A 20,530-nucleotide genomic window follows, 5' to 3' on the forward strand; every position below is an offset into this window, starting at 1 on the left:
CTACAAGTGGGACATTCCAGTTTCTTGAGCAACTATCGAAGATAGATTATCTGTTATAACATCCCTCTGAATGACTATTTTGCCTCTCATATTCCGGGTGTCGTAATATTTATGAGCTTCGGCTACACCTTGGCGGGTAAAGGGGAATACGTTGTCTACATGTATATCGAGCTTATTCGTCTGAATCCATTGGGTAAACGCTTCCCAGTCGTTGACATTGGGGCTGATCAAGGCAAACTGGGCATCAATTCCACGGATGGGAGGTTGCTTCGCAATCGCCGGATTTACAAGGGAAATGAACGTCCCATTATTCTTTAATATGCTGTAATTTTTCAGTTCTGTTGCTCCGATTCCCGTGACTTTATCGACAACCGGGTCACGAACCATATCCAGCACGACATCAACAGGACTCAAAGACTCAGCGAAGTCGGTGGTTGTATAATCAATCACTTCGTCGGCACCGAGCTGAAGAACAAATGAATGATTATGGGCCCGAGCCGTGGTGATCACATAAGCGCCGTGTTGTTTGGCTAATTGTATGGCGATGTGTCCTACACCACCTGCACCGGCGTGGATCAGAATACGCTGTCCCGGCTGCAGTTTGCCATAGTGAAATAAGGCTTGCCAGGCCGTCATGCCGGACGCAGAGACCGAAGCAGCTTCTGCATCGGAAAGGGACTGCGTTATCACAGCAAGATCGGATTCTTCCACAGCGACATGTTCAGCGTAACCACCTCCTGTACGAGACACCGCAATAACGCGATCCCCGGTTTGTACACGAGTAACCTTTTTTCCTGTGGCCACGACGATTCCAGTTATATCGACTCCAAGAACATAAGGGAATTGGGTGGGCATGAAATGCCTGAATGTTCCGGTCCTAATCAGTTGATCCGCTGAGGATACTGTGGTCGCCTTCATCTCCACGAGCACCTGTGTATCACTAATATGTGGTATATCGCGCTCTTGCTCCGCAAAAACCTCCGAGCCTCCATAGTTTTCTATCACTACTGCTTTCATCATAGTCCTCCATTCGGTATTGCTGGCTGTCAGTTGATTTGTTCCCAGCCGTTCAATATAATGATCGTACTTATAATGGGATTGGACGACAATTGTTAAAACAATGGAATGTGTATAATATTGAACACAATCTACTGTTTTGTTCAATCTCAGATCCGATAATAAAAGGAGTAAGTATGGACAGAAGAATACAAAAATCACGTGAATCGATTATAGAGGCCTTTATTCAACTGCTGTCCGAAAAAAAATTCGAGCAAATCACGATTAATCAAATTGCAGAGCGAGCCAATGTAAGTCGCGGAACGGTTTATTTGCATTTTATGGACAAGTTTGATTTGTTGGATCAGTGTATAAGATCCCATTTGGTGGAACTGATCGAGAGCAGTCTCTTCTGCGGAGTCACTGGCATATTTCCTTCCAAAGAAGCTCTGCTGCACAGTTTTCGGTATCTGAAAGAACATGCCCTATTCTATGGTGCAGTGTTGGCTGATCAAAGTGTCCCGGAATTTCGAACTCGCTTGCAAGCTGCTCTGTTGAGAGGACTGGATAAACAAATCGACATGAGTGGCATCAATCAGGGAAGGAACAAGGAGATTATGCTTCAATTCCTTGCTTCCGCGCTGGCTGGCATGATTGAATGGTGGATTACCTCAGCTGAACCGTACTCTACAGAAGAATTGGTTGATGAATTATGGATTCTGATGGAACGTAATCAAATGACACCTGTGCCTCCCGTATAGGGGAGCGTTGCTGGGGCTTACTGATTTGTTGTGTTCGGTTGATAGATAGTATCGTCCAAAAAAAGAAAGAGCAGGAATAAGGGCGCTGTGGCCCTTATTCCTGCTCTTTTCATGTCATGCCGTTTACTTCGTTACACTGCTCAGCTTGAACGAGCCGTCGGTCAGCTTGTTTGTATTGGCAAAGTCCACGCCAGGTTTATTCGTTTCCGGATCAATGATTGCAATCGCGATATCATAGGTCCCGGCAGCAAGACCGGAGACCGGAATGGAATCGGTCAGGGTGTAGGTACCCGTTTTCCACGTGGTCAGATTAACGGTTGTTGTTTTCTTGGCGACCACTGTATTGCCGCTGCGCAATTGAATTTCAACTGGCCAAGCAAACGGGAAGTGCTGTACACCTTTATTCTCCACTTTAATCGTTGTTGTAAACGTGCTTCCGCTAATGGTGGATGGATGCGAAATCTCCTTCACTACAAAGTGGTAACCCATTCGTTTCTTGAGTGCATCGATATTGGCCTGTAATGCATGATTTAGAGGAAGCGAGGCAGGGGAATTCGGTCCCAGCCAGCTTGGTTTGCTAAGCTCCGTTTGACGCAATGTTTCCGTAAATCCGCTACCGGTGGTTAATGCCGCAAGCATGCCGGAAGCTCCCCCGTAAAATTCCCCGCCTGAGATACGTGTCTCCCAGAAGTTCGCATGTGCTGGCTGTTGTTGGCCGATGTCATCCCAATAGCCATTCTGGGTGCCTGTGTACCAGCCCCAATCTGCATCGAAGCTGTCTTTATGCCCAAACACATCGTTGAACATGCCCATGACCATGCCTTTATTATTGGTTTTGGCGAGGGCGATACTGCGCCGGATCAGAACCTGCATTTTGTCCTCTTTGCCAGCAAAGGCATCAATATAATGCTGAACATACTTGTTCGAGATGTCATTGGTAGGGAAAGCGCCTGTGTAATTGGTTTCACCATTCGGTCCGACATAAGGCCATGTATGGAATTCGCCCCAGTGTCCGAGTGAACCGATCTGGACAAAGGCGACCGGACGATCATTGGTGTTGTATCTTGCCGCAATAGCCTCGATGGCTAATTTGTGCCGTTCTTGCAGATAGGTGGAGTTGTAGTTGGGAGAGAAGCCCATGTTGTTGCCAGTACCCATGCCTCCAGTAGTATCGTTGTATACGGTTCCAGGTGATTCTCCACGGGCAACCATGTCATTGTAGAGCCAATCTGGAATATCCCTGTGAGCCTGTCCTGTCGGGCTGTCCAGAATGAAGCGGAACACCACTTTGACGCCTTTACTTTTCCAGTAGGCGAAATTGTTGGCGGCTTCAATCGCACTAAAATCATATGTGCCTTTGGTGGACTCAAGCTCCTTCCAAGTCACTCCGGCATATACGAGCCTGTGTGGCTGTGCATATGTCGTGCTCTTGGCCGAAGGCGCCCAGCCTTTGAATGGATTGTTGAGTGGGCTGTCCAGCTCTACGGGATTCACCACGGTATTGTTCCCCGTACCACCACCCGATCCGGCCGAGGTCAGAAGGTAAGCTGGCAGTGTTTGTCCAGACGCGGGCAATCTCGATGTATCCGAGCTGTTGTCGATATACCCGACTCGCACTGTGCTGCCTGCACTGATTTGCAGTGTGGCGAGAGGAATAGCGACCTCAATGACGGTGGAGCTACGGTAGAATTGGGAGCTGGTCAACGTGCTGTTGAAGTTCCAGACCCAGTCGGTTCCGCTACCGCCATAGCGGTATAACCCCGTATTTTCAAGCAGCCACTCCACACCTGTAACTCCCCAGCCCGCAGCCTGGTAACCGGTTGAAGTATTGTTATCGGTGTTGATCCAGAAGTTGCCCATCGTTGTACTCAGACCTGAGCCTTGAATAAGCAGATAGAGGTTGGTTCCATCATTGGTCACTTTGAGCGTCTGGGCAGTGCCACTATTGGTGGTGAGAGCACTAACGCTGCTCCAGTCGCTGACATTGCCATCAATGGTGATGGTTGCAGCAGAGGCTTTGGGTAAGGCTCCCGCAGGCAATAGCAGGGTAATTATGAGGACAAAAGCCAAAAAAAATCCAAAGCTCCGCTTGCTTTGATCAAATAATCTTGTCATGGTATACCTCCTGAATAATGGATTTTGAATGATAACTCGTTCTGCCCACACCGATTTCTTTATGAGGGGAGCGTTAGGAGAGTTCAACCCCTTTCTGATCCGCATGAAGTGGCGGAATATTAACGTTTTATGTAAGAGTCATGGTAGTAATCGGAAAATAAACAACTAAAAAGATGTAATTTTGGTTTGCGGCAAATATAAAAAGTGTTTTTAGTTCTTGGATTCCGCGTCTAAATTGCATTATAGGGGATGGATACAGGAGATTCAACAGATTTTTTTCCAGGATTTATTGAGTTTTCTATTGAAAACGAGAGTGTTTCATTGGATTTTGAACATAAGTAATCATTAGTTAAATATAATATTTGCCGCAAATAAAAATGAATTCAAATTAAAGTATATGATAATACAACGAAAATGTAAACGCTTAATTTATGATGAATAAAGAGTTATACTGTTTAGTAGTATATAAAATAAGTTGCAAATATGTTGCCGCAAAATAATTAAAAATTTAGCCAAAATTGATTGACAAGCCATTAAAACTATTTTACTATCGTTACATAGTCACAGTCATGTTAGATTTCTTGACATCAAGTTGGCTTCATGGCATTTGCCGCAAATTTACGAGCAACGGAGAGTGTAAGCATGGGGAAGATAAAAATGGCTTTTATCGGTGTAGGAGACATGGGGTCACATCATTGCATTGGTTTTGATTTGCTCGAGGATAGTGAGGTTCGTTATATCTGTGATATGAATGAGGCTAATGTGGCACGTACGCTGGCTGAACTCAAGAATAGCAACCCCACCATAGTTAGTGATTATCGTGAACTGCTTGCTAAGGAAGATTTGGATGCGGTGGTTATTAGTGTTCCGAACTATTTGCATCGCGAAGTGGCAGTCGCTTTTCTGGAAGCTGGCAAGCATGTATTTCTGGAGAAACCGGTCGCCCATACCATTGAGGACTGTGATGCCATTATAGAAGCAGCGGAAGCCTCGGGAGGGGTATTGCAGATCGGATTGGTTTATCGATATTCGAATCTGTATCGCCGAATGGAGAAGGAATTGGAGAACGGACGTCTTGGTGATGTGAAATTGATGTGGTGCAAGGAATTCCGTGACCCGTTCCCGCCTGCTGATTGGTTCTATGACAAGACCAAGTCTGGGGGAGCGATTGTAGAGAAGGATTGTCATCACTTCGATATTTTCAACTGGATGATCCAGGCGAAGCCTGTCCGCGTGTTTGCCTCTGGAGGCCAGCATGTCATGAAGCAAGGAGAGCCTAATCGGATTCAGAATTCATACAGTCACTATCCGACGAAAGAAATTTCGGATACCTCCATCGTCGACCATGCATTTATCACCATTGATTATGATAACGGCAGCAAGGCCAATCTGGGGTTGTGCATGTATTTGAAACCGCGCAATTTGATGGGAGAAGGACTTGAGATTGGCTTGATCGGAGAGAATGGCGGTCAGATGGTTGCCCGTAATGACAAGACGATTGATATCGTTGGCGGGCAGGACTGGACGAAGGACCATCTGGAGATTGATGTGACGTCGGATTCCATTATGGGTGGACACACGGGGGGACAGACCCAACGCATTGATTTTCTGAAATGTGTACAGGAAGGCAGACAGCCCTTTGCGAGTGCACAGGTTGGTCGTAACGCATTGCTTATTGCCCTGGCGGCAGAGAAATCCATTTTGGAAGAACGGTACGTCTATTTAGAAGAAATTTCAGGCTGAGGGGTGTCATCATGAATAGGTTGAGAAAATATGACACACTGCTGTTTTTTCTCTTCATTTTGCCTTGGATTATCGGATTTATCACCTTTTTCCTGTTTCCTTTCGGGACTTCGGTCTTCTACGCCTTTACGGATGCGAGACTTCCGGGAGCGACCAACTTCAACTTTGTCGGCATTGATAATTTTACACACATGATGGACGATCCGATCTTCTTGAAAAGCTTGATGAACACGATGTTTTTCGTGGTATTCGGTGTTCCGATCGTAACGGCTGGTATGCTTGGTCTGGCGATGCTGCTTAATTTCAATGTCAAAGGTATTGCCTTGTTCCGCACTTTCTTCTATTTACCGACCCTGGTGCCCATTGTGGCAACAGTTATTATCTGGCGGCTGGTGTTCAACTCTGAATTCGGCATCCTGAACGCCGGACTTGGTGCGCTGGGTATAGGCAAAGTGGACTGGATTGGCGGGGAGCACACGATCAAGCCAGTCATTATCATGCTTCAAGTCTGGATCTCGGGTAGCGGGGTTCTGATCTTCCTGGCTGCACTGAAAAATGTACCCAGACATTTGTATGAAGCTGCTGCAATTGACGGTGCAAGCGGGATTCGTCGATTTTTCCAAATTACGCTGCCGATGATCAGTCCTTCCATCCTTTTTGTCATCATTATTCAGACGATGTATAACTTTCAGATGTTTACGGAAGCGCTGCTGCTATCTAAGGGTGGTCCGAACTATTCTGCTTATACGTTTGTCTACAATATTTACAAGTCGGCCTTTACCGATCTGAAATTCAGCATGGCGATGACGCAGTCGATTTTCCTGTTCGCCGTGATCTCGCTTGTCACCCTGATCCTGATGAAAGTATCAAACCGCTTTGTGTATTACGAGGGAGAACGATAGGAGGAGAGTTACATGAACAGCCGAAAAATAGCGGTAAAAGCGTCCCAATATACCATGCTGATTGTAGCATTAATGCTGTTCGCAGGGCCTCTTGTATGGATGCTCTCGACCATGCTGAAAACCAAAGCGGAAACCTACAAGGTACCTCCAACCATCCTACCAGACACATTCAGCCTGGAAGCCTTTGAACGGTTGTTCGCTGTGCAGCCGATGATGTGGCAGTGGATTCAGAACTCATTTATCATTTCCTTTTTTGTTGCGGCGGGAGCGGTGGTGTCCAGTTCACTTGTCGCTTACGGTTTCTCCCGGTTTGCAACCAAGTATCGGAATATTCTGTTCCCGGTCGTGCTTGTTACCTTAATGATTCCTCCATCCATTATGATGATTCCCTCGTACGTCCTTTTTTCCAAGCTGAACTGGATTGATACCTGGTTGCCTCTCATTGTGCCAGCTTGGCTTGGAGGCGCCTATTATATCTTCCTGTTCCGACAGTTTTTCATGACCATTCCCCAGGAGCTGGACGAGGCTACATATCTCGACGGCGGCAACCGCTGGACGGTATATGCACGAGTCATTATGCCGCTGTCCAAACCCATTATTATGACGACCATTATTTTTGCCTTTGTGAACTCCTGGCTCGATTTTCTGGGGCCGTTCCTGTATATCAAAAACCCAGAAATGTTCACGCTGAGTGTGGGCTTGCAGCTGTTGATTGGTCAGACGAGCCAGGATTTGCCGGCACTCGCTGCGGGTGCATTTATCAGTATTGTACCTATCGGTCTGCTGTATCTGTTTGCACAACGTTATATCGTCGAGGGGGTGGTGCTTACGGGCACCAAAGGGTAGAGTGGCTGCCTGCTTTCCAGTTTTCAGGTGAATAGGACTTATTGATATGACTTAAAGGGGAGCTGTGTATATGAGAGCGAAGAGTAAACGGCTATTCAATGTATGGGCACTTGTACTTGCTACAATGGTGGTGATCAGTGGATGTGGAAATGGGGGATCATCCGAAAACGCCGACTCTTCTGGTTCCGGCGGTAGCCAGAGTGAACCTGTAACGATCACATACTCCCAGTGGGGGACGGCAGAAGAGCTTCATCGTACACAGGAACTGTTGGATCAGTTCATGAAGGCCAATACCGATATTAAGGTCAAACTCGAAGGTAAGGATTGGGGCAGCTACTGGGATGGATTGACAGCGAATGCAGCAGGTGGCACACTTCCGGACGTGTTCAAAACGAGTTATGCATACGTGGAGAAATACGCCGAGCTGGGCATTTTCAAGGAATTGGACGGCTTGTTGGCGGAAAATCAATTTGATCTGAACAATGTGGACAAAAGTCTGCTGGGTCTTCACCAATATCAAGGTAAACAAGTATCCTTGCCGATCGATGCCAACGTCATCGTATGGTATTACAACAAAGCGATCTTTGAGAATGAAGCCACGAATCCTCATAAAGCTCCCGTTCCATCGCTTGAGCCAACGTGGGATGAAATTACCGACATTGCAACCAAGCTGACGTTGGATAAGAACGGAAAAAGCGCAGACGAAGCGGGTTTTGACGCCGGAAACATTGTACAGTGGGGCTTGTCCATTTCACCAGGATCAACGATGGATTGGTTCCTGGAGCCGGAATTGTGGTCCAACGGTGCGAAACTGGTGAATGACGATGGTTCCCTTGCGCTTGAGACACCTGAAGCGATGGAAGTGTTGAACTATTTTATCGACTTGACCAAAAATAAAAAGATCAACACCACACCTGCACAGATTGAAGGTTTGGGTGGACAGGTGAACCTTGCCATTACTACATCCAAAGTAGCGATGAATCCGGGTGGCAGCTGGAATACAACTAACTATCAGGAGGCTGGAGTGGATTACGGTATCTCTTATTTGCCGAAATTCAAAACGAACCAAACCGTTGTTCAGCCAGCAGGTCTTGCAATCAGCTCCAATACAAAGCATGAAGAGGCGGCTTACAAGCTGCTGGCTTGGCTAGCAGGTCCGGAAGGACAGACAGAACTGGCGAAGCAGGGATACTCGATTCCGGCGAACAAGGCCGCAGCGGATGCTTATATTGCTACTGTTGGCGAAGATAATAAAATCTTCCTGGATGCGCAGCAGTATGGCATTGTATCTCCCTTTACGACTAAGAAAACCGATCTGGTCTGGACGTATGGTGAGCAATCACTCAAACTTCCACTTGCCGGAGATGGTGATCTGAACGCAGCGCTTAAGGATTTGGCCTCCAAGATGCAATAAGCAGATAAAGAGGCGGCAAAGCTTCATACGTTTTCTTAAAAGGATTAAAATTGCGGCAGTTATGGGGGACAGCAAGCTCCCTGACTGCCGCTATTATTTTATAAAAGACTGCGCCCGTGCACCATTTCATTGACTTCTGGTCAGTAGAAATATAGAATTATATTTGCCGCAAATTTGTGTTTGCTGAGATGAAATTGCCCCAATACGAATGGGGTTTAAATACATAGTTAGAGGAAAGGTGGGGACTTCACATGGCAAAATTGAAGGATATTGCAGACCGCGTTGGTGTATCGATCTCTACCGTTTCACGTGTGATGAAGAACGATGTCAATCGATCGGTCAGCGATGAAACCCGCAAAAAAATATGGGACACCGCTGAGGAACTGGGCTACCGTTCACAGCGTCCGGCCAAGAAGAAAAAGGTCCAGCCCAAAACGGCATATGCGATCGGCTGTGTGGTTGCCATTCCCCAGAATAAATACAACAGTCCTTATTTTTCAGTCATTATGGAAGGGATTGAGAAGCAGCTTGCTGAAGCAGGCATGCGTCTGGAATTTGTGTACAGCATCGAAAACGATGGGGATATCGTGCAGCTGCAGTCTCTGGTGAAGGAACATCAGATTGATGGCATGATTGTGGTGGAACGGATTGATCCGGAAGCCTATCGCTGGCTCAAGACCAATGTAAAGACTGTTGTGGGTGTAGATATCACGGACCCGGACATTCCGGTCGTCGGTTATGATCGTGAAGAGGCTGCCAGGGAGGCAACGAATCATCTGATTGCCCAAGGGCATCGGATCATTGCCTACATAGGCGGAGCAGAATTCAAGAATGATTTTCTGGAGGAAAAACGGTTTCTTGGTTATCGGCGTGCCATGACGGATGCGGGATTACCTATTGATAATGACTGGGTGATCGACGTGAAATGGGATGTTTCGCTGAGTTATGAATTGACCAAGCAGGCATTTACCAACAATGCGAACAGACCTACAGCCATCTTTGCAGCCAGTGATATGATGGCGATTGCCGCCATGCGTGCTGCAACAGAACAGGGACTCCGTATTCCGGAGGATATCGCCTTTTTTGGGGTAGATAATATTGAAATATCCGAATTCACCTCTCCGCCGTTGTCGACCATTCATGTGCCTAAGCTTGAGATGGGTATGTTCGCGGTTAAACAGCTGCTCGATTATCTGGATCATCAGTATGAAGTGGCTGTCAAAATGATCGTTCCGTACCGCTGTATATTCCGGCAATCCTCCAATGGCAAGCGAGAAATGTAATTCCTATATCAGATCAACCAGTTGCATTAAATTTAGCAGCTTTTATCAAAAGAGTTCCCTTGTCCGGGTTTGGACGAAGGGAACTCTTTTTTTGCTGAAACGGCAGTGTACAGCTGAATGCAGAGATTTTTTTCACAGCATTCTGGACAACTTCCGGTATTCCCGGGGGGAAATGCCTTCATATTTGCGGAACATACGGCTGAAATAATGAATGTCCGGGTAACCGCTTTGTACACCCACAGTCTCAATGGAATGATCGGTTTCCCGCAGCAGCTTACGTGCCTCGCTTAGGCGCATGGATTGAATGTATTCGTTGGGCGGCATGCCCGCAATCTGTTTGAACAATTTGGCCATGTGATCCACACTCAGGTTCAATTGTTTGGCGATGCCTGAATTGGTCCACGGGTTGGAGGGGGCGACCTCTATACGTTTCATGAGTTCGAGCAGTTTCTCTCCGTGTACCGAATCATGGCGTGGCGAACTTCGCCAGGATGAACGCAGAAGATGCGTCAATATTTGCAGCATCAAGGCTTTACATACCAGTTCATATCCCGGTGGGCGCATCGTAAATTCATGTACCAATTGCTCCATAAGTTGCACGGCAGCTGGAGAAGGGGTATACACCGGGTTGATAGAAAGCGGCGTCATGCCCTCTGCGCAAGCTTCCACTGCGAATTTATGGTGCAGGACAGTTTCTTCGTTAACAACCATATCTGCCTCGGTTTGAATGGTCAATTCGTTGAAGAAATCAAAATGAATGCCAATGAAACGTGCTTCCGGGCTGGAAACCACTTCATTCTGGTGATAGACCCCGGCAGGCAGCAGGATTAGTTGACCCGCTTTCAAATTATGGTGTTTATCGTTCATATGAGTTGCAGCTTCACCTTGAGAGACGTACAGAAGTTCAAAATCATACAAACGCCGCTTTGCCAGTTTGCCGGGAGGAAGGCTCTGGAACTGGGCATAATGCACGTTGGGAGACCATTCCTTGTAAGTGGCGGTTCGTTGCAGAGGATATACCGCTTGTTGGAGAGACATGAATCCGATCTCCTTTCTCAATAAGATTGGCCGAAATAGATCAGCTAAAACTGAACGGAATTGTGCAAATAATCTCTTTATCTCCTAAATAAATGATCACGTAAATTATTTATAATATATGTATTATCACATGTTCTTACGAGAGAGACAACATCACGGATTAAGCTAAAAAAGGAGAGGATTAAGATGCACTCTCTCCCTGTGGAACGGAGCACGAGTTATTGCTGTGAACCACTCAGGTCAGTTGCACAGAGTGGATTCCCCTCGGCTGCGGATTGGGAACGATGTGTTCCAGTGGAACTGGTGGACACGGTGACAGGCAGACCGCCTCATCAATCCACAGAAGTCCGTTTTGGCTGGAGTCCCGAATACTTGCATATTCGCTTTGTATGCCAGGATGATCACGTCGTATCTGATTTCACGGAAAGGGATCAGCCATTGTATGAGCAGGATGTGGTTGAACTGTTCATTGATGAACAGGGCGATGGCAGGAATTATATCGAACTGGAAGTCAGTCCGCACAACGTAATATTTGATGCACTCATTCACAATAACGGCGAAGGTTCCGAATTGAAGGCAGATGTAACCTGGCAGCTGGAGGGTTTGCAAACGGCTGTAGAAGTGGACCGTCAGGGCAATCGGGTGTATTTGATCCATATTCCGGCCAGTAACTTCAAGTCGCCCCTGGCTAAAGGCGTACGCTGGAGGGTCAACGTTTACCGTATTGATGAGAATGTGCAGGGAGATCGGGAGTATCAGGCATGGCAGCCTACGGGGGCTGTAAACTTTCATTTACCTGCCCGATTTGGTTATTTTCAATTAGGATAGCTATACGATGCTCAAGAACAGGTTTTCATATTTTGAAGGAGGGTATTCGGATGAAAAAAGGGATTAACATATGGTCGTTTCCAGGAGATGCTTCTATTGCGGATTGTATTCAGACGGCGAAGCAAGCTGGCTTTGAGGGGATTGAACTATCCCTTAATGGAGAAGGCGAGCTGAGTCTGTCTGCCACAGATCAGGAGGTTCGTGATATTCAGGGACGTCTCGAAGAGGCCGAACTCGAAATCGCGGGACTTGCAACCGGATTGTACTGGGATTACCCGATGACGAGCGCTCGTCCAGAGATCCGCACGAAAGCACTGGATGTGTGTAAAAAACAGTTGGAGCTTGCCGCGGCATTTGGTGTGGATACCATTCTGGTCATTCCGGGTGCGGTTGGTGTGGACTTTATTCCAGACAGTGAAGTTACGGATTATGAAGTTGCCTATGAACGGGCACAAGAAGCCCTTGCGCATCTGCTGCCGTATGCGGAAAGTGCTGGAGTATCGATTGGCATTGAGAACGTGTGGAACAAATTCTTGGTGTCACCGCTAGAACTGCGTACCTTTATTGATTCTTTTAGCTCAGATTATATAGGTTCGTATTTCGATGTGGGCAATGTGGTGCAGAATGGTTACCCAGAGCAGTGGGTTCGCATTCTTGGTCATCGGATCAAAAAGGTACACTTCAAAGATTACCGTCGTCAAGCGGGAGGACTTCATGGATTTGTGGATCTGCTGGCTGGAGATGTGAATTATCCGGCGGTGATGCAGGCATTACAGGCCATTGGTTACGACAACTATGTGACTGCCGAGATGATTCCGCCATACACTCATCATTCGAAACAGATTATATTCAATACATCCAAAGCGATGGATGCTATTCTTGGACGTTCTCAGGAGTAGATGCAGATAACAACGTTTATACGATATAAAATCTATTTTTTGTGGGAGGTAAAAACATGTTAAAAGTGGGATTGATCGGATTTGGGTTTATGGGACGTATGCATTTTGATAACTATGTACGCCTTGCCTCAGAAGGGGAACCCGTGGAATTGGTAGCCATCTGCGATCTGAGAATAGAGGAACTGAAGAACGGTAAAGCAGCCGGCAATATGGCGACAGAGCAAGAGGTATATGATCTATCACCTTATCGTTTGTATGACAACATCGACGCGATGCTGGAGCAAGAAGAACTGGATATCATTGATATTACGCTGCCCACGCCGCTGCATGCTGAACTAACGTGTTCCATGCTGGAGAAAGGCTATCATGTGCTGTGTGAGAAACCGGTTGCTCGCCATTCGGCGGAAGGCTGGAAGATGGCGCAGACAGCCAAAGCGACCGGGAAAACACTGATGATTGGTCAATGTTTACGCTTCTGGCCAGCCTATGCCTATCTGAAATCCGTAGTAGAAGACGGTCGTTATGGAGCGGTAAACGCAGGTTACTTCTTCAGGGGTTCAGGTTTGCCTCAAGAGTGGTTTTTGGATGGCGAGAAAAGCGGTGGTTGCATATTAGATATGCACATCCATGATGCGGATATTATTCACTGGCTGTTTGGCAAACCGGATCAAGTATCCACACTGGCTCGCAACGTCATTCCAGGAAGCGGCTATGATACCGTGTCCACCAATTATGTATACCCTGACGGAAAAGTACTGAATGCCCAAGCCGACTGGACGCTGGGGGGAGACTACGGTTTCTCAATGACGTATCGCGTTAATTTGGAGCAAGGGAATCTGGTCTTTGAGAATGGTGAGCTGAAAGTAAATCCGAACAATGCTCCTGGTTTCGTAGCTGAGCTGTCACCCGATTCGGGATATTATCACCAACTCAAATATTATATCCAGTCTGTTCAAGCGGGTATGCCTGTATCTGTATGTACACCGGAAAGTGCAACAGGCACGCTTGAGTTAATTGAAGCCGAGATGCGCTCGGCGGATGAGCGTGGGGCATTGGTTTCATTATAATAGAAAGAGCAGAACCTGTGATGCAGGTTCTGCTCTTTGCATTTCTGAAGTAGTACGACTTAGGGTAATGATTTTACTTCTTTCCATTACAGTAATTACTCACACGATCCACCAACCCGCCAGTTATTCGCCTGCTCCACTGTAAGTGGTTGATGTCTGCGAATATAATCCTCCACCAGTGCCGCCATATCCGTGGCGCCTTCGTGAAGTACCTTTTTGCCCGGATACATCGCATAATCGCCTCCACCTGCTGCGCGATAACTGTTCATCACTACAGAGTACGTCGCGTCCATTGCAACAGGTATGCCCTCACGTTCCAGCTTCACCACACGACTTCCCACAGGTTTGGAGATATCCAGCTCATATTCGACGCCCGCCCACATGTCATAATTATAATGCTGTGGTTTCGGCTGCATGTAAGCAGGATTGACGACAACTTCGCCCGAAGCCTCCACTTCAAAGTAACGCGCCGTTTGCTCTAATGCATCCCGAATGTCCTGACCACGAAGCTCCAGCACCGTTAGTGTATTGGGATAGATAAAGTTGGACAACACATCCCGGACGGTAATGAGGGAACCGAACCCACGGGCTTCTTCGCTGAGTAATGCGGTATTGGAGATTTGAGCTCCCGTTGCTTCCATCTGCACCTGATGTACAAAAGCAATGAAGGGATGCGCTGCGAGCCGCAGTGCGGCAGAGTCGGTGATGGACAAGTCTCCGGCTACCTCGCCAATCGGCTGGTCCAGCCATGCCTGTGCTTTTGCTTCCAACTCGTCCGTCAGTTTCATAACAGCCGCATCGGGCTGTACATCACTATTTTCATCCAAGAGCAACAAGCGAGCCTGTTTTCCTGCAATCTGCCACTTTCCATTCGAAAACCGCTCCAACTGGGCGGATACGTGACCCGCACCGTTCCCACTAAATCCTGGCTGAACCACGGTCACACCATGTATTTCAGCGGTAAGCTGACGGTGTTGATGTCCGGTAAGAAGAACGTCAATCCCTTCAATGTCACGGCAGATAGCGTACGCCTGATTTTCCCCGGTTAACCGCTCGGCAGGTTCCCCTGTCTCCAGATCACTTTCAAAACCACCATGATAACTGACCACGAGCACATCTGGCTGTTCATGTTCACGAATATAGCCAACCCACGCACGGATAGTCTCCATAGCATCAAGGAACTGTAAACCTTCTATATTTTTTGGATGCTCCCAGTTCGGAATATAGTGCGTCGTTGCGCCCAGCAAAGCAATTTTAACACCCGAAGACAAGGTTTTGATCAGATAGGGAGGACCGAAGGCGGGAATGGCTGCTCCAGTAGGTGCAGTGTGTGGTACCTCTTCGTCATGCTTTCCTCCATTAACAATATTTGCGGATAGCCAAGGGAAATGGGAATCTTCAACTGCTTTACGCAGCAAGTCCTGACCGTAGTTGAATTCATGATTGCCCATCACGGCAGCATCATAGCCCAATTCATTCAGAACATTAATGAAGGGATGCACTTCGTGATCTGAAACAAAGGACGCAGCATACGAGGCCAAAGGGGAACCCTGCAACAGATCACCGTTATCCACGAGCAGCAGTTCGGGTGAACGCTCCCGTTCACGCCGGATCAGCGAAGCTAGCACAGCAAGTCCGGCTGAACGATAGGCATTGGTATTGTAATGTATGGGACGAATGGCCCCATGAAGGTCACTGGTTACCATGATGTCGAAGCTTGACGTAGTTGTTATGGATGTCATTTTACAATCTCCTCTAAATATATAAGTTTAAACATATCAAATCACAGGTCATTCTGGCGGCAGAGTACAAGGGAATTCACCATTTCTACTTGTATTATCAACCGTAATGAGGCTATTCTAACAGATCAAAGTCGCTCTGACAGCCTGACAGGAAACTTTACAAAACTCCAAATTTCGTTTCACATCGCGCAAATAATTGACGACTATAGTAGACAAGTAATGAAAAATAGAAACTCTTTGGAGGGTGTTCGCTTGAAGAAGTCTGCTTTATTTTTACCATTGTTGATTTTGGTTCTGTTTCTAAGTGCTTGTGGGTCTAACAGTAGTACAACAGGTTCGGCTAACGGGGCTGATACGAGCTCGAATTCATCCAGTACTGACACGGCAGAGACAGACAAAGCCGCTGAAGGTTATGTGCCGACTGAGCTGACTGTACAATTCGTTCCATCACAAAATGCAGATACACTCGAAGCTAAAGCAAAACCGCTCGAGAAGCTGCTGGGTGACAAATTGGGTATCCCGGTGAAGGTCAGCGTATCCACAGACTACAACACAATTATTGAAGCAATGGCTTCCAATAAAGTGGACGTAGGTTTCCTGCCTCCGACGGCTTATGTACTTGCCAAAGAAAAAGGCGCAGCTGAAGTTATTCTTCAGGCACAACGTTTTGGTGTAAATGATGAGACTGGCGCTCCTACCGAGCAACTGGCAGATTCGTATAAATCCATGATTATTGTGAAGAAAGATTCACCGATCCAATCCGTTGAAGACCTGAAAGGCAAAAAAATCGCTTACCAAAACGTAACTTCTTCTGCAGGTTATGTATGGCCGGCAGCCCTGTTGCTCGACAGAGGCATTGACCCTTTAAAAGATGTACAGGCAATCACGGTTAAAGGCCATGACCAAGGCGTGCTGGCAGTGCTGAACGGCGACGTTGATGCCGCAGCGATTTTCCAGGATGCTCGTAATACTGTAGCGAAAGACTATCCGACTGTATTTGAAGATACACGTGTACTGGCGTTCACTGAGCCGATTCCTAACGATACCATCACAGTACGTACAGACATGAATGCAGATTGGACAGCAAAAATCAAACAAGCATTTATCGACATCGGTAAAGATCCACAAGGTCACGAAATCATCAAAGAAATCTACACACACGAAGGTTATGTAGAATCGGACGACAGCAAGTTTGATATCGTTCGTCAATACAACGAAAAAGTAAAAACTGAGTAGTTTTCTGTTAAAAGAAAGATCGTTAATGATCGTATTGCATTGCTTATCTTTTCATTGGATAACTTCATCGTATTAGCGGGCAGGCCAGTTCAGCGTGAAATACGCTGCGCTGGCTTGTCCCATTACAGCGTGACCCTACGAAATACCATATTAATGAAAGAAGGATTACTGCCATGATTGAACTTCACAACGTAACGAAAACATATGCTAACGGCACCAAGGGCCTGAATAATATTAATCTGAAATTTAAACAAGGAGAATTCATTGCCGTAGTTGGTTTGTCTGGTGCGGGAAAATCGACGCTTCTGCGTTCCATTAACCGACTTCATGATATCAGTGACGGTGAAATTTTGATTAATGGCAAGTCGATCACGAAAGCTCATGGCAAGTCACTTCGCATGATTCGCCGGGATATCGGCATGATCTTCCAGAGCTTCAACCTCGTGAAACGTTCCAGTGTACTTCGTAACGTGCTTGCTGGACGTGTGGGTTATCATTCCACGATGCGTACCATTCTGGGTCGTTTTCCAAAAGAAGATACAGAACTCGCATTTGGAGCACTGGAACGCGTAAATATCGCAGAAAAAGCCTATTCCCGTGCGGACCAGTTGTCCGGTGGGCAGCAGCAACGGGTGGCGATAGCCCGAGTGCTTGCACAGGAAGCCAAAATCATTCTGGCAGACGAGCCTGTCGCTTCACTCGATCCACTAACAACGAAACAGGTTATGGATGATCTGAAACGCATTAACCAGGATCTCGGCATTACAACCATCGTTAACCTTCACTTTATCGACCTTGCCAGAGAGTATGCGACCCGTATTGTGGGATTGCGTGCAGGCGAAGTGGTGTTTGATGGTCCGGTATCTGAGGCAACGGATGAGCGTTTTGCCGAAATTTATGGCAGACCTATTCTGGCAGACGAGCTGCTGGATAAACAGGCTGTACAGGAACAGCGGGGAGAAGTTCTAGTATGAAGCAACCCGTAAACGTATCGATAGATGGATCATTGCAGAACGAATCAGGGAAGGGCAAGCGTCCTGGCACAGGTTCAGGTTCGACTATCCACCGTCCCAAACCACCGGGGCGCACTAAACATCTGCTCACGTTGGTCATCATTCTGCTGCTTTTGTGGGCAAGTGCCAAACAGACTGATGCGAGCTTCAGCGAACTAATTGAAGGTTTCCCGAACATGCTGGATCTGCTGAAGGAGATGTTCCCGCCGCGGTGGAGTTACTTTGACAACATCGTTCAGGGCATGCTGGAGACGATCCGTATGGCTCTGATTGGTACAACGATCGGTGCGATCATCGCAATTCCGGTCTCGATCATCTGTGCAGGCAACTTAATGCCTAGTCGTTGGATCTACTATCCGGCCCGCTTTGTGCTGAACCTGATCCGTACCGTGCCTGACCTGCTGCTTGCGGCGCTGTTCGTTGCTGTGTTTGGACTGGGGCCGATTCCTGGTATATTGGCACTCGCCGTCTTCTCGGTGGGACTTATTGCCAAGCTGACCTACGAAACGCTGGAAACGATTGATCAGGGACCGCTTGAAGCGATGACGGCTGTCGGCATGAACCGGATTCAACTGATTGTTTATGGCGTGGTGCCGCAACTGGCCGCCCAGTTTACTTCCTATGTACTGTATGCCTTTGAGATTAATGTACGTGCCGCTGCGATTCTCGGATTGGTTGGAGCTGGGGGTATCGGACTGTATTATGAAGCAACACTTGGATTCCTGGAATATGACAAAACGAGTGTAATCATTCTGTTTACCCTTGTCATTGTTCTGATCATTGATTATGTAAGTACTAAGCTGCGGGAGAAATTGTTATGATGAAAAATGAAACAAGCGTAATCCGGCGCAAACCACGGAAGAACCCGCTTCGCTGGGTCATTGTAATCTTGCTTATACTTGTGTACGCTTGGGCACTTGCCGGTGTACCATTTACCGGATTGAAGGAAACGGCTGGTCAGATCATGAAGGCGATTGTCGCCGGGATTTTCTCCCCGGATTGGGACTTTGTTTATCTGCCTGAGGGTGAAGATTTGCTGCGAGGATTGCTGGATACGCTGGCGATCTCGGTGCTGGGTACCGTCATTTCCGCTGTACTGTGTATCCCGTTTGCATTCTGGTCTGCCCGAAATATGAGCAGCTTCCGTCCTGTATCGGGTACGGGCAAAATGGTGCTCAGCTTTATCCGTACGTTCCCGGAGATTATTATGGCTTTGCTGTTTATCAAGGCGGTGGGTCCGGGTTCCTTCGCGGGTGTACTCGCCCTTGGACTGCATTCCATCGGGATGCTTGGTAAACTGTTCGCTGATGAAGTGGAAAATATTGATTATGGTCCTTCTGAAGCGTTGCTCGCTTCTGGGGCGACTCGTATGCAGCAGCTGTGGTTTGCTGTACTGCCACAGGTTTTACCTGGATTCCTTAACTACACGTTGTATCGGTTCGAGATTAATGTGCGTTCCGCAACCATTCTGGGGGTGATCGGGGCAGGGGGGATCGGTACACCGCTGATCTTTGCACTCAGTACTCGGAACTGGCCACGAGTAGGGATTATCCTGCTGGGGATCATCGTGATGATCACGATCATTGATCTGATCTCGGGATACATTCGCAAGAAGCTGGTATAGAGACTAAAATATATTGAATTATGGATACCAAAGGACTATTCAGTGCCAAGATACATGGCATGAATAGTCTTTTTTAAAATTTTATTTTGGATGAGGGTGATTCTTCAAATTCAGTCAAGCGATATTATGATGGTGGAGATTGGCTTCTGAAAATATTAAATACCAAGCCGGATTATGTTGGCGAATGGTAGACGATTTTCTAAGGAACACAGGACGTCTTATTTCACCTTCAAGTACTCTTTTTGAAAACTAAGGAACATCAGACACGTTATTTCTTTAAATCACTGACAAAAACGCTGCAATCGGCTGTTTATTCTGGTATAGCGCGTCTCAGGTTCCTTAGATTTTTGTGGTCACTTCAAATCCTTGAATAAGACGCTTCAGATTCGTTAGCGCTAGCGCTTGCTTGCTACAAATACGTTCAGGTCCGATTCATCTTTCAGTGGGTTTGAAAGATCTGCACTGCACTAGGTAATGAAGGTATCTCACCGCAGAGAAATAAAATTACAACGATGTATTACTACTATGGTGCTAATTTATTATTCACTTATTAGTACATGATACCGATATTTTAACGAAAGGAGGTTTACATGATTTTACGGATTGTTTTTCTTATTGTGGTGGGGATATTGAGTGTTTGCGGGGGAGTGATTTTTCTGAATTATTCTATTGTGCTTATGTTAACTGCGGGAGAAGGATTTATTATTTTTGACGGACCAGCAAAAGGAAAGACCATTTTGAATATGTCATTAACGCTTCTGCCGTTTGTTTTCGCCGTGTATTTTCTCAACAGGAAAAAACAATATGTAATTATGAATACAATCATATATCCTTTTATCTTATCGTTTTTTGGTGGATTTATTTGGTTAGTTAGTTAGTTAGTTAGTTAGTTAGTTTGGAGCAAGATAAGGGTGTTATAGAAACGTACATAAACACGGCTGGGATCATCAAATGTAAACTTCATTACACGCGCGCGCCATTTCATGTTTATCTGAGTGGCTACTTGAGTATTTAAAATCAAAG

At 46.8% G+C, this 20,530-nt stretch carries 18 protein-coding genes; 14 read left to right on the plus strand and 4 right to left on the minus strand.

Annotated elements, in window-relative coordinates; all coding sequences use genetic code 11:
* On the minus strand, positions 1-1,020 hold the full coding sequence (locus tag AC3ITG_RS05080; RefSeq protein WP_413375636.1) for an NADP-dependent oxidoreductase: 1,020 nt from the start codon (positions 1,018-1,020) through the stop codon (positions 1-3).
* A 173-nt stretch (positions 1,021-1,193) separates the two neighbouring features.
* Between AC3ITG_RS05080 and AC3ITG_RS05085 the strand changes: the two genes are divergently transcribed.
* Entirely contained in the window at positions 1,194-1,757 is a 564-nt protein-coding gene (locus AC3ITG_RS05085; protein WP_489253021.1) for a TetR/AcrR family transcriptional regulator, read from the plus strand.
* Positions 1,758-1,880: 123 nt separating this feature from the next.
* Here AC3ITG_RS05085 and AC3ITG_RS05090 read toward each other — a convergent pair whose 3' ends face one another.
* On the minus strand, positions 1,881-3,872 hold the full coding sequence (locus AC3ITG_RS05090; protein ID WP_489253022.1) for a DUF4832 domain-containing protein: 1,992 nt from the start codon (positions 3,870-3,872) through the stop codon (positions 1,881-1,883).
* Between the two features lie 642 nt (positions 3,873-4,514).
* On the opposite strand from AC3ITG_RS05090, the gene AC3ITG_RS05095 reads away from it, so the two are divergent.
* The 5 genes from AC3ITG_RS05095 to AC3ITG_RS05115 all read left to right on the plus strand — a co-directional run bounded on the left by AC3ITG_RS05095 (position 4,515) and on the right by AC3ITG_RS05115 (position 10,060).
* Positions 4,515-5,615: a Gfo/Idh/MocA family protein gene (locus tag AC3ITG_RS05095; protein ID WP_113056061.1), complete on the plus strand. Its 1,101-nt coding sequence runs from the start codon at positions 4,515-4,517 to the stop codon at positions 5,613-5,615.
* An 11-nt stretch (positions 5,616-5,626) separates the two neighbouring features.
* Positions 5,627-6,517 (plus strand): carbohydrate ABC transporter permease, encoded by an 891-nt coding sequence (locus AC3ITG_RS05100; protein WP_072735121.1) that lies wholly within the window; start codon positions 5,627-5,629, stop codon positions 6,515-6,517.
* Positions 6,518-6,529: 12 nt separating this feature from the next.
* Positions 6,530-7,363 (plus strand): carbohydrate ABC transporter permease, encoded by an 834-nt coding sequence (locus AC3ITG_RS05105; protein ID WP_053784043.1) that lies wholly within the window; start codon positions 6,530-6,532, stop codon positions 7,361-7,363.
* A 70-nt stretch (positions 7,364-7,433) separates the two neighbouring features.
* The gene (locus tag AC3ITG_RS05110) at positions 7,434-8,777 is read left to right on the plus strand and encodes an ABC transporter substrate-binding protein (RefSeq protein WP_079695049.1); all 1,344 of its coding nucleotides are present in this window, start codon (positions 7,434-7,436) and stop codon (positions 8,775-8,777) included.
* Between the two features lie 251 nt (positions 8,778-9,028).
* Positions 9,029-10,060: a LacI family DNA-binding transcriptional regulator gene (locus AC3ITG_RS05115; RefSeq protein ID WP_489253023.1), complete on the plus strand. Its 1,032-nt coding sequence runs from the start codon at positions 9,029-9,031 to the stop codon at positions 10,058-10,060.
* Positions 10,061-10,192: 132 nt separating this feature from the next.
* Here AC3ITG_RS05115 and AC3ITG_RS05120 read toward each other — a convergent pair whose 3' ends face one another.
* The gene (locus AC3ITG_RS05120) at positions 10,193-11,098 is read right to left on the minus strand and encodes a helix-turn-helix transcriptional regulator (RefSeq protein ID WP_489253024.1); all 906 of its coding nucleotides are present in this window, start codon (positions 11,096-11,098) and stop codon (positions 10,193-10,195) included.
* Positions 11,099-11,284: 186 nt separating this feature from the next.
* Between AC3ITG_RS05120 and AC3ITG_RS05125 the strand changes: the two genes are divergently transcribed.
* Genes AC3ITG_RS05125 through AC3ITG_RS05135 form a run of 3 tightly spaced genes read left to right on the plus strand, consistent with a single transcriptional unit; the run spans position 11,285 to position 13,892 of the window.
* A complete protein-coding gene (locus tag AC3ITG_RS05125; protein WP_489253025.1) occupies positions 11,285-11,926 on the plus strand; it encodes a carbohydrate-binding family 9-like protein in 642 nt (213 codons plus the stop codon).
* A 50-nt stretch (positions 11,927-11,976) separates the two neighbouring features.
* Positions 11,977-12,825, plus strand: coding sequence for a sugar phosphate isomerase/epimerase family protein (locus tag AC3ITG_RS05130; RefSeq protein ID WP_274569750.1), 849 nt, complete (start codon positions 11,977-11,979; stop codon positions 12,823-12,825).
* 56 nt (positions 12,826-12,881) lie between these two features.
* Positions 12,882-13,892, plus strand: a complete 1,011-nt coding sequence (locus tag AC3ITG_RS05135) for a Gfo/Idh/MocA family protein (protein WP_413375657.1) — start codon at positions 12,882-12,884, stop codon at positions 13,890-13,892.
* 95 nt (positions 13,893-13,987) lie between these two features.
* Here AC3ITG_RS05135 and AC3ITG_RS05140 read toward each other — a convergent pair whose 3' ends face one another.
* Positions 13,988-15,634, minus strand: a complete 1,647-nt coding sequence (locus AC3ITG_RS05140; protein ID WP_489253026.1) for a bifunctional metallophosphatase/5'-nucleotidase — start codon at positions 15,632-15,634, stop codon at positions 13,988-13,990.
* 252 nt (positions 15,635-15,886) lie between these two features.
* Here AC3ITG_RS05140 and AC3ITG_RS05145 point away from each other — a divergent pair, with 252 nt between their 5' ends.
* The 5 genes from AC3ITG_RS05145 (at position 15,887) to AC3ITG_RS05165 (ending at position 20,385) form a co-directional block, all read left to right on the plus strand.
* Positions 15,887-16,870 carry a phosphate/phosphite/phosphonate ABC transporter substrate-binding protein gene (locus tag AC3ITG_RS05145; protein WP_489253027.1) on the plus strand — a complete coding sequence of 328 codons (984 nt, stop codon included), beginning with the start codon at positions 15,887-15,889 and terminating at the stop codon, positions 16,868-16,870.
* Positions 16,871-17,043: 173 nt separating this feature from the next.
* Positions 17,044-17,844 (plus strand): phosphonate ABC transporter ATP-binding protein, encoded by an 801-nt coding sequence (gene phnC / locus AC3ITG_RS05150; protein WP_063565947.1) that lies wholly within the window; start codon positions 17,044-17,046, stop codon positions 17,842-17,844.
* Positions 17,841-18,704: a phosphonate ABC transporter, permease protein PhnE gene (phnE, locus tag AC3ITG_RS05155; protein WP_489253028.1), complete on the plus strand. Its 864-nt coding sequence runs from the start codon at positions 17,841-17,843 to the stop codon at positions 18,702-18,704. The genes phnC and phnE (AC3ITG_RS05155) overlap by 4 nt, the downstream gene beginning before the upstream one ends.
* Complete coding sequence (gene phnE, locus AC3ITG_RS05160) at positions 18,701-19,507, plus strand: phosphonate ABC transporter, permease protein PhnE (RefSeq protein WP_063565946.1); 807 nt, start codon at positions 18,701-18,703, stop codon at positions 19,505-19,507. The genes phnE (AC3ITG_RS05155) and phnE (AC3ITG_RS05160) overlap by 4 nt, the downstream gene beginning before the upstream one ends.
* A 590-nt stretch (positions 19,508-20,097) precedes the next feature.
* Positions 20,098-20,385 (plus strand): hypothetical protein, encoded by a 288-nt coding sequence (locus AC3ITG_RS05165; protein WP_489253029.1) that lies wholly within the window; start codon positions 20,098-20,100, stop codon positions 20,383-20,385.
* Positions 20,386-20,530 lie beyond the last annotated feature (145 nt).

It is taken from the genome of Paenibacillus sp. GL_099_B (assembly GCF_057835695.1).

What these genes read in the sequence shown, in the direction of transcription:
- AC3ITG_RS05080 (WP_413375636.1), bottom strand. Translation starts at nt 1,020, where the DNA reads ATGATGAAAGCAGTAGTGATAGAAAACTATGGAGGCTCGGAGGTTTTT.
- AC3ITG_RS05085 (WP_489253021.1), top strand. Translation starts at nt 1,194, where the DNA reads ATGGACAGAAGAATACAAAAATCACGTGAATCGATTATAGAGGCCTTT.
- AC3ITG_RS05090 (WP_489253022.1), bottom strand. Translation starts at nt 3,872, where the DNA reads ATGACAAGATTATTTGATCAAAGCAAGCGGAGCTTTGGATTTTTTTTG.
- AC3ITG_RS05095 (WP_113056061.1), top strand. Translation starts at nt 4,515, where the DNA reads ATGGGGAAGATAAAAATGGCTTTTATCGGTGTAGGAGACATGGGGTCA.
- AC3ITG_RS05100 (WP_072735121.1), top strand. Translation starts at nt 5,627, where the DNA reads ATGAATAGGTTGAGAAAATATGACACACTGCTGTTTTTTCTCTTCATT.
- AC3ITG_RS05105 (WP_053784043.1), top strand. Translation starts at nt 6,530, where the DNA reads ATGAACAGCCGAAAAATAGCGGTAAAAGCGTCCCAATATACCATGCTG.
- AC3ITG_RS05110 (WP_079695049.1), top strand. Translation starts at nt 7,434, where the DNA reads ATGAGAGCGAAGAGTAAACGGCTATTCAATGTATGGGCACTTGTACTT.
- AC3ITG_RS05115 (WP_489253023.1), top strand. Translation starts at nt 9,029, where the DNA reads ATGGCAAAATTGAAGGATATTGCAGACCGCGTTGGTGTATCGATCTCT.
- AC3ITG_RS05120 (WP_489253024.1), bottom strand. Translation starts at nt 11,098, where the DNA reads ATGTCTCTCCAACAAGCGGTATATCCTCTGCAACGAACCGCCACTTAC.
- AC3ITG_RS05125 (WP_489253025.1), top strand. Translation starts at nt 11,285, where the DNA reads ATGCACTCTCTCCCTGTGGAACGGAGCACGAGTTATTGCTGTGAACCA.
- AC3ITG_RS05130 (WP_274569750.1), top strand. Translation starts at nt 11,977, where the DNA reads ATGAAAAAAGGGATTAACATATGGTCGTTTCCAGGAGATGCTTCTATT.
- AC3ITG_RS05135 (WP_413375657.1), top strand. Translation starts at nt 12,882, where the DNA reads ATGTTAAAAGTGGGATTGATCGGATTTGGGTTTATGGGACGTATGCAT.
- AC3ITG_RS05140 (WP_489253026.1), bottom strand. Translation starts at nt 15,634, where the DNA reads ATGACATCCATAACAACTACGTCAAGCTTCGACATCATGGTAACCAGT.
- phnC (WP_063565947.1), top strand. Translation starts at nt 17,044, where the DNA reads ATGATTGAACTTCACAACGTAACGAAAACATATGCTAACGGCACCAAG.
- phnE (WP_489253028.1), top strand. Translation starts at nt 17,841, where the DNA reads ATGAAGCAACCCGTAAACGTATCGATAGATGGATCATTGCAGAACGAA.
- phnE (WP_063565946.1), top strand. Translation starts at nt 18,701, where the DNA reads ATGATGAAAAATGAAACAAGCGTAATCCGGCGCAAACCACGGAAGAAC.
- AC3ITG_RS05165 (WP_489253029.1), top strand. Translation starts at nt 20,098, where the DNA reads ATGATTTTACGGATTGTTTTTCTTATTGTGGTGGGGATATTGAGTGTT.